Here is a 705-nt window from a genome sequence, read left to right on the forward strand (position 1 = left end):
CAGTGGCTTCTCGTGTTGCTGTAGTTTACTCGTCGCGGCTTTGAGCATATCAGTGACTAACGGTAGCGCGACGGATGTTCGTACTTCGTAGCTGACAACCTCTTGGTTAAACAGATCTATCATAGGCGACAGATACACCTTCTGGTTATTCACTTTAAATTCAGTCACATCAGTCACCCATTTCTGATTAGGCTTCTTTGCTGTGAAATCACGGTTTAGGGCGTTTTCAGCGATTCTGCCGACTTCACCTTTATAGGATTTATATCTTTTAGGCCTTACTTTCGATTTAAGACCAAGCTCGTTCATAAGACGCTGAACACGTTTGTGGTTAATCACCAAGCCCATTGTTCTTAGGGCACTGGTTATTCTGCGATAGCCATATCGGCCTTTATGTTTGTGATAGATATCACGTATTTTTACGCGTAAGTCAGTATCGGCACAGGGCAGTTTGAGCGTACTACGGTGATAGTAATACACGCTTCTGGGCAGCCCTGTGGCCTTTAGTAAATGTTGTAAGCTGTATGTTGCCTTGAGCTCTTCGACGATTACCGTCTTGTCTTTGCTTTTCTCTGTCTGGCTTGAGCCAAGGCTTCCAACTTTTTTAGAACAGCGTTCTCTGCACGTAAATACTCCAACTCTTCTCTGAGCTCTTTCTCAGTCATCTGCTCCGATGGTTTTGGTGTAGGAGAGAGATTTGTCACGCGA

General features: G+C 44.7%; 2 pseudogenes. Both read right to left on the reverse strand.

Annotated elements, in window-relative coordinates:
* Positions 1–582, reverse strand: a pseudogene (locus I6F41_RS17945) (IS3 family transposase); the annotation flags it as partial.
* Positions 546–705: pseudogene (locus I6F41_RS18095) on the reverse strand (transposase); the annotation flags it as partial. The pseudogenes I6F41_RS18095 and I6F41_RS17945, both read right to left, overlap by 37 nt.

Source organism: Pseudoalteromonas sp. SCQQ13, assembly GCF_015864415.1.
In the GTDB taxonomy this organism is placed as follows: Bacteria; Pseudomonadota; Gammaproteobacteria; order Enterobacterales; family Alteromonadaceae; genus Pseudoalteromonas; species Pseudoalteromonas nigrifaciens.